The following is a 7575-nucleotide window of genomic DNA, read 5'->3' as shown; positions in this document are numbered from 1 at the left end:
CATGAAGGCCGCCAGCCGGTCGAACCCCGCCGCGTCCTGCGGCAGATGATGGGTCTGCGCGTCGTTGATCATCTGCAGACGATGTTCGACCTCGCGGTGGTGGCGGTAATGATCCAGCAGGATGCGCGCCACATCCGCCCCGATCCAGCCCGCATCTGCCAGCGCCTGCAACCCGTCACCCGTGGCGCGATGGCGTAGCGACGGATCGCGCCCACCGGCAATCAATTGCCTTGTCTGGGTAAAAAATTCGATCTCGCGGATACCGCCGCGCCCCAGTTTCATATCGTGACCTTCCAGTGTAAGAGCGCCGCCCAACCCCTTGTGATCGCGTATTTTCAGGCGCATGTCATGGGCGTCCTGAATGGCGGCGAAATCCAGATGTTTACGCCAGACGAAGGGGCGCAGGGTTTGCAGAAACCGGTCCCCCGCCGCAAGGTCCCCGGCACAGGCCCGCGCCTTGATATAGGCCGCGCGTTCCCAGGTCCGGCCCACGCTTTCGTAATAGCGTTCGGCGGCATCCATCGACAGACAGACCGGCATGACCGAGGCATCGGGGCGCAGCCGCAGATCGGTGCGGAACACATAACCGCCCTGTTTCACCTCTGACAGGATCGCTGTCATTTTGCGCGTCACGCGGATAAAGGCAGCGCGCGCCTCATAGCTTTCGTCCGGGTCGAAGCGGGCATCGTCGAACAGGCAGATCAGGTCGATGTCGGATGAATAATTCAGTTCATGCGCGCCCATCTTGCCCATGGCAAGCACGACCATTCCCGCCGCATCGCCGGGCGCGCCCTTAGGTAACTTATCGCGCGCGACCTCTGCCGCGACCAGCTTTGTCACACAGACATCCACGGCAGCATCGGCAAAGCGGGTCAGGGTCCCGGTCACGGTTTCCAGCGGCCAGACACCGCCCAGATCGGCCAGCCCGGTGATCAGCGCGATCCGGCGCTTCATCTCGCGCAGGTGCAGCGGCAGCGCGTCCAACGGCACATCGCCCAATGCGGCCAGCAGATCATCCACCGCCGTTTCGGGATCATCCAGTGCGGCGATCAGCCAATCCTTTTCCGCCAGCATCAGCCCGGCCAGATAGGGGCTGCAACCAGCCGTGCCTGCCAGCAGTTCCGCAACTGCCGGCGGCACATCGGGCAAGCTGCCCAGAACATCCGCCCCACGGGCAGCATCATAGGCAAAAGGCGTGCGGGTGATCCGTTTGTCAAAGCTCATGCGCGCACCTTGGGTGACGGATCGTATCTGGTCAATCGCCAAGGCGCAGCTAGACTGCCCCAAAAGCAGGAGAGCACATGAGCAAAAGTCTGACCCGCGTCACCCGTGCGCTTGCCGATCACGGATTGCAGATCACGCCATTGGAAATGGGCGACCAGACCCGCACCGCACAGCAGGCCGCCGATGCCGTAGGTTGCGCGCTGGACCAGATCGCCAAATCGGTGATTTTTGCGGGCCTCACCAGCGGCACCGCAATCCTGTTCATCACCGCAGGCGGCAATCAGGTGGACACCGCCAAGGCTAGCACCGTCGCGGGCGAGGCTTTGGGCAAGGCCGATGCCGCCCTGATCCGCGCGCAGACTGGGTTTGCCATCGGCGGGGTCGCGCCCATCGGGCATCTGACCAAGGTCACCGCCTTTTTCGATCCCCGCCTGCTGGCATTCGATGAAATCTGGGCCGCTGCGGGTACTCCAAGGCATATATTCCCCATCGCGCCAGAGGTTATATTGCAGATTTCCGGCGCGCAAACCGCTGATTTCACTACCTGATTCCCATTAATGTAAAAAACCTTTACATCAGGTCTTGCGCGAACCGCAGCAAGCCCCAATATTGGTCATGTGAAAGACATTCACATCAACCCGCTGCCTTAAAGGAGAAAGCGAAATGACCACAGCAACACCCCATGCAGGGATGAGTGACTACACCAGCCGCGGCTATTTCGCCCGTGCCGAGGCCTGGCTTGACGCACACGGCAAATTTGGCTGGATCGCAGCCATGGTGCTGGGCTTTATCGTGTTCTGGCCCGTCGGTCTGGCCCTGCTGGCCTATATGATCTGGGGCAAGTCGATGTTCAGCCGATCCTGCGGCAACATGAAAGGCTTTACCATGCCGATGACAAAATCCAGCGGCAACGCTGCATTCGACGCCTACCGCGATGAAACCATGCGGCGGCTGGAAGAGGAACAGCACAAGTTCGAAAGTTTCCTCAAGCGCCTGCGCGACGCCAAGGACAAGGCCGAATTCGACGCCTTCATGGACGAACGCGAACGCAAAACGACCGAGGCGTAACACCGTAGGGTGCGTGCGCGCACGCACCCTACGCGCGGATTGACCCCACCGCCTGACAGAGGGCTTGGCGCAACTGCTTTCCATTGCTAAAGTTTGGCCAAACCATTTGGGTCGATACATGCGCCATACCTTACCGATTGCCCCGCAGTTCTATGTGACGGCACCGCAGCCTTGCCCCTATCTGGATGGCAGGATGGAGCGAAAGCTGTTCACCGCCCTGCAGGGTGAGAATGCGACGAAACTGAACGATTCTCTTTCAAAACAGGGGTTTCGCCGGTCCCAGAACGTGCTTTACCGGCCGTCCTGTGCGGAATGTTCCGCCTGTATGTCCGCGCGGATCAATGTGTCAGCCTTCGTGCCATCGCGCAGCCAGCGCCGGGTGATGGCGCGCGCGCGCCACCTTGACCGGCGCGCCACGGCGCCTTGGGCAACGGAAGAACAATATGACCTGTTCCGTACCTATCTGGACAGCCGGCACGCCACTGGCGGCATGGCTGATATGGATATGTTCGAATTCGCCGCGATGGTGGAGGAAACGCCTATCCGCACAAGGCTGATCGAATATACCGATGGCCGTGAACTGCGGGCGGTCTGCCTGACCGATGTGCTCGATGACGGGCTATCGATGGTCTATTCCTTCTTTGATCCCGAACAGGAAAAACTATCGCTCGGCACTTATATCATCCTCGACCATATCCGGATCGCGCATGAATTGGGGCTGCCTTATGTCTATCTGGGCTATTGGGTGCCCGGCAGCCGGAAAATGGGCTACAAGGCCAAGTTCAAAGGGCTGGAAGTATTCCGCGACGGCGTCTGGTCGCCGGTGACACGGCCCGAGGATTACGATACCTCTGTCCATCCCCTGTCCAGCGACCCGATCGCCGAACAAGTGGCAAAGATCGCCCTGCCCGACGGACGGAACTAGGCGTTAAAACCCTGCAGAAAATTGGCCAGCCCGGCAGCCGACAAAAGGCACAGATCCGCGAGCGTCAGTTTGCGTATCTGCGCCTGCCAGCAGATCAGAAGCGCATGGAAAGGCTGGCCAGGCCCTGCAGCCTGTCGTCATTGCCATAGCGCGCCTCGGCCCTGACATTCCAGCGGCTGACACCGCGGGTCCCACCGACATCGACCCCAAGGCTGATCATCGCATGATCCGTATCAGGCACGTCAAAGCGGGTCGCGTCACCGTTCAGCGACATAACCCCATCAGTGTTGGCATCACGAACCACATGCGCGCCCACGAAAGGGCGCAGGGTGATCGCGTTGGCCATGCCGACCAGTAACCCCGCCTCGACCCCGGCAAAGGCGGTGCTGGTGTCCCTTTCGTCAAACCCGGCCCCGCCGAGACCGGAGGTGTCATAGCTGTCGAACTTTCCTGCGACGAAACCCGCCTGCCCGATCAGGTCGTAACCGAACCGCCCACCAGTGATCTGCGCTGGAGCAACATGGGCGGCACGCGCGGTCAGCCCGTAATGCATACCGTCGCTGTCGCCGCTACCGCTGGCAACATCAGGGCTGGTCAATGTCATGCGGCTTTGCCCGGCAAAGACCGCGCCGCTGATGCTGGTTTGCGTCCCAAGGTCATGTCTGGCCCGCAGGCCGATCGTCGCCCCGGTCATTGCAACCTCATGATCACCACCGCCCAGTTCGGCCTGCGCGGTACTGGCGGCAACGAAAACCCCGAATGCCCCGAAATCGCGGCCCCATGTGAAAGCACCGGATCTGTCGGTCTGTGTCTGGTCGTCATCCTGCGCCAGCACCCGCCCGTCAATCCACCAGCCCGCGCCATCCGATTGCGCCAAAGCGCCGCGAGACATGGCAAGCGCGGCATCGGAAAACAGCCGGTCGGCAGCGCTGAAGACCCTGGGTTCAGCGGCGACCAGCAGCGTGCCTGAGAAAAGCGCATTCGCGGCATCCGTCAGATCGATGTTGTCCGGGGCCGCCACGAATGACACGACGCCCGCGCCTGCGCGGATGACACGCAAGGTGTTGCTGCCGCCGCCCAGATTGACCTGGCCAAGGATCTGCCCACCGTCGATTTCCAGCGTATTGTCGCCGTCGCCCAGCAGGATCGCAGTGCCGGACCGGCCACGCAGGATACCGCTATTGCGAATGGTCACGTCCGATATGTGGCCGTCAGCAACGCCGATGGCTTGCACACCTTCGATATAGCCTTCGTTGATGATGGTCACCGGGCCTGAGACGCGACCAGCCCCAACGCTGGGTTCAAATACCTCATCGATGTCGATACCGCTGCCCCCGACCAGCGGATCTGCCGCCGATCCGGTCGAAATGATCACCCCAGCCCTATGGTTGTGGATCACGCCTTCGTCGATATCGATGCCGTCATCGGTGCCGAGGATGGTGCCGTAATTGTCGACCCGGCCACTGGCGAATTGCACGCCGTCTTCGTCAGAGGTGGCACCATCATTCGTCCAACGGCGCGTTGCCGCATCCCAGTTCAAGCCGTTCAGCGCGATCAGCCCATGATTTTCTAGCGTAAAACCTTCGCGGGCTTCGATGACTTCTTCGCCGCCGCGCAACGTGCCGTGATTGACCACCGTGCCACCCGGACCCCGGCTCTGGATCGCGCGCCCGTTCGTGCTCTGGATCAGGCCGCGGTTGGTGATTGTCGCATTCTCAAGCACATCGTCATTGTCCAGCCGGACCGCCTGATTGAGCGCAAGGATCTGTCCGCCGGCCAGATTGTTCAGGGTAAAGCCGTTTGCATCGTCCTGCAGCCGGATACCCCGGTCGCCGCCGCGGATCGTGCCCGCATTGGTGATGGTCAGGTTTTCCCCGCTGGCGCGGATTGCGTCGCTATCACTGCTTTCGATCAGACCGTTATTGATGATCGATTGATCCGATCCGCCAAGCTGGATCGGTCGGTTGTCATCCATAAGAACTGCGTCGCTTTCGACAAGAATTGCCAGATTGTCACGGTCGTCGTCAATATTGCCGCTGTCGGTGGCTGTGCAGGTCAATGTCGGGGTGCTGGTATCCCCGCCAGTAAGACATTCGGCATGGGCCGGTGCCGCGAGGACCTGCAAGGCGGTGACTGCGGCGGCAATTGCGGTGGTTGTGTGAAGACGTGACATGGGAACCCCTTTTTACGCGTATGGGTTCCCTTAGGAAATAACTGCGAATGTTATGTGACAATCGCCGGGCTGATTGGATACCAGTCCGAACAAAGGCGGATAAGTCTTTGTCGCTTGGGCAAATCAGTCCGCATTGGCCGCGTCGCGCCCTTTACCTGACATATCCAGCGCCAGTGTGGCACCCATCAACCCGTCCAGATCGCCATCCAGCACGCCTTTGGTGTCCGACGTCTCGAACCCGGTGCGCAGGTCTTTGACCATCTGATAGGGTTGCAGCACATAGGACCGGATCTGGTTGCCCCAGCCCGCATCGCCCGCATTTTCATGCGCCTCGTTGACCAGCGTAGACCGTTTATCCAGTTCCATCTGATAAAGCCGCGATTTCAGCGCCTTCATGGCGATATCGCGGTTCTGGTGTTGCGATTTCTCGGATGATGTGACCACGATCCCGGTAGGAAAGTGGGTGATCCGCACAGCGGAATCGGTGGTGTTGACGTGCTGACCGCCCGCGCCGGACGACCGGTAAGTATCAAGGCGGATATCGCTTTGGTTCACCTCGATCTCGATATTATCATCGACGACCGGATAGACCTTGACCGAGGTAAAGGACGTGTGCCGTTTCGCGGCGCTGTCGAAAGGCGAAATGCGGACCAGCCGGTGCACGCCGCTTTCGGATTTCAGCCAGCCATAGGCGTTATGGCCCATGATCTTGTAGGTGACGGATTTGATCCCAGCCTCGTCGCCCGATTGCATGGACTGCAATTCGACCTTGTAGCCCTTTTTTTCGGCCCAGCGGACATACATCCGCGACAGCATATTGGCCCAGTCGCAGCTTTCGGTGCCACCCGCGCCGGCATTCACTTCAAGGAAGGTATCGTTGGAATCGGCTTCGCCATCCAGCAACGCTTCCAGTTCCTTTTGCGCCGCCTTTTCGCGCAGGGCTTTCAACGCTTCTTCGGCTTCGGTGACGATATCCGCATCATCCTCGGCCTCGCCAAGTTCGATCAGTTCAACGTTATCGTCGAGTTCCTGCTTGATGCTGTCATGCATCGCCAGCGTATCGGCCAGCACCTGCCGTTCGCGCATCAGCTTTTGCGCGGCGTCAGGATCATCCCACAATGTCGGGTCCTCGACCCTTGCGTCGAATTCTTCCAGCCGGAAACGCGCGGTTTCATAATCCATCCGCTGCGCCAGCAGGTTGAGCGATTTGCGGATCGCATCGACATTGTTCTGCGTTTCAGCGCGCATGGTGGGACACCTGTTCTGATTAGAATTTCACGGTGTCTTACAACCCGCAAAGCCCAGCGGCAAGGCGGTCAGTAAAGCCCGCCCGTGGACATGGTGCCAAAGGTCGCCCTGTCACCCACTGTTGCCGTCTCGCCCGTGGATGTCGTCACCTCGCGCGTGGCGCGCGGCACTTCATCGTAAAGCGGCAGGTCCGATGCCATGGCAAAACCGCCGTCATAGGTGATGCCAAAGACGGGTTCTTCACCCGCACGGAAACATTCGGACACCACATTATCGCCGCTGGCGTCGCCGGACAGGCGCGCGCCGGTGAAACGGTCGATATTGATGAACTGACATCCGTTTGGCACGGTGAAGTTAGGCGCACCGAATTCTGCAATCGCCTCGCGCATGAAACGGTTGAACACCGGCCCGCACATCCCCCCACCAGAGGCCCCGCGGCCCATGCTGCGCGGCTGGTCATAGCCGATATAGCAGCCCGCCACGATATTGGACGAAAAGCCCACGAACCACACATCCTTGCTGTCGTTGGTGGTGCCGGTCTTGCCCGCGATCTGCGCAGGCAGGTTTACGGACCCCGCAGCGGTGCCGCGTTCCACCACGCCGCGCATCATCGATGTCAGCTGATAGGCGGTGACTTCGTTCATCACGCGGGTACGGTTGGAAATGACCTGCGGGGCTTGCCCGTCCGGCAAGTTCGCCGTGGCACAATCCGGGCATTGCCGGTTGTCATGCAGATAGACGGTATTGCCATACCGGTCCTGCACACGGTCCACCAGCGTCGGTTCCACCTGTTCGCCGCCATTGGCGAACATCGCATAGGCGGCGACCATCTTGAACAATGTCGTTTCATCCGACCCGAGCGACGCCGCCAGCACCGGGTTCATCCGTTCGTAAACGCCAAAGCGTTCCGCATATTCTGCCACCCGATCGATCCCGA

Annotated in this window: 6 protein-coding genes and 1 pseudogene; 3 read left to right on the top strand and 4 right to left on the bottom strand. The window is 60.4% G+C overall.

Translation table 11 applies throughout. From position 1 onward, the window contains the following. Positions 1-1224: pseudogene (locus ACK4TM_RS16135) on the bottom strand (glutamine-synthetase adenylyltransferase); the annotation flags it as partial. 77 nt (positions 1225-1301) lie between these two features. Between ACK4TM_RS16135 and ACK4TM_RS16130 the strand changes: the two are divergent. The 3 genes from ACK4TM_RS16130 to ACK4TM_RS16120 all read left to right on the top strand — a co-directional run bounded on the left by ACK4TM_RS16130 (position 1302) and on the right by ACK4TM_RS16120 (position 3217). Then, entirely contained in the window at positions 1302-1772 is a 471-nt protein-coding gene (locus tag ACK4TM_RS16130) for a YbaK/EbsC family protein (RefSeq protein ID WP_409703160.1), read from the top strand. Positions 1773-1887: 115 nt separating this feature from the next. Further along, positions 1888-2292 (top strand): DUF2852 domain-containing protein, encoded by a 405-nt coding sequence (locus tag ACK4TM_RS16125; RefSeq protein ID WP_409703157.1) that lies wholly within the window; start codon positions 1888-1890, stop codon positions 2290-2292. Between the two features lie 118 nt (positions 2293-2410). Further along, positions 2411-3217 carry an arginyltransferase gene (locus ACK4TM_RS16120; protein WP_409703155.1) on the top strand — a complete coding sequence of 269 codons (807 nt, stop codon included), beginning with the start codon at positions 2411-2413 and terminating at the stop codon, positions 3215-3217. A gap of 94 nt (positions 3218-3311) precedes the next feature. Here ACK4TM_RS16120 and ACK4TM_RS16115 read toward each other — a convergent pair whose 3' ends face one another. The 3 genes from ACK4TM_RS16115 to ACK4TM_RS16105 form a co-directional block, all read right to left on the bottom strand. Continuing rightward, the gene (locus tag ACK4TM_RS16115; RefSeq protein WP_409703152.1) at positions 3312-5390 is read right to left on the bottom strand and encodes an autotransporter outer membrane beta-barrel domain-containing protein; all 2079 of its coding nucleotides are present in this window, start codon (positions 5388-5390) and stop codon (positions 3312-3314) included. A gap of 123 nt (positions 5391-5513) precedes the next feature. Then, the gene (gene prfB, locus ACK4TM_RS16110; RefSeq protein ID WP_409703149.1) at positions 5514-6638 is read right to left on the bottom strand and encodes a peptide chain release factor 2; all 1125 of its coding nucleotides are present in this window, start codon (positions 6636-6638) and stop codon (positions 5514-5516) included. Positions 6639-6706: 68 nt separating this feature from the next. Continuing rightward, positions 6707-7575: penicillin-binding transpeptidase domain-containing protein (locus tag ACK4TM_RS16105; RefSeq protein ID WP_409703146.1), on the bottom strand; the 869-nt coding region annotated here is incomplete at its 5' end.

It is taken from the genome of Yoonia sp. (genome assembly GCF_046292185.1).
Classification (GTDB): Bacteria; Pseudomonadota; Alphaproteobacteria; order Rhodobacterales; family Rhodobacteraceae; genus Yoonia.
This window is presented reverse-complemented; position numbering and strand designations above follow the sequence as displayed.

What these genes read in the sequence shown, in the direction of transcription:
- ACK4TM_RS16130 (WP_409703160.1), top strand. Translation starts at nt 1,302, where the DNA reads ATGAGCAAAAGTCTGACCCGCGTCACCCGTGCGCTTGCCGATCACGGA.
- ACK4TM_RS16125 (WP_409703157.1), top strand. Translation starts at nt 1,888, where the DNA reads ATGACCACAGCAACACCCCATGCAGGGATGAGTGACTACACCAGCCGC.
- ACK4TM_RS16120 (WP_409703155.1), top strand. Translation starts at nt 2,411, where the DNA reads ATGCGCCATACCTTACCGATTGCCCCGCAGTTCTATGTGACGGCACCG.
- ACK4TM_RS16115 (WP_409703152.1), bottom strand. Translation starts at nt 5,390, where the DNA reads ATGTCACGTCTTCACACAACCACCGCAATTGCCGCCGCAGTCACCGCC.
- prfB (WP_409703149.1), bottom strand. Translation starts at nt 6,638, where the DNA reads ATGCGCGCTGAAACGCAGAACAATGTCGATGCGATCCGCAAATCGCTC.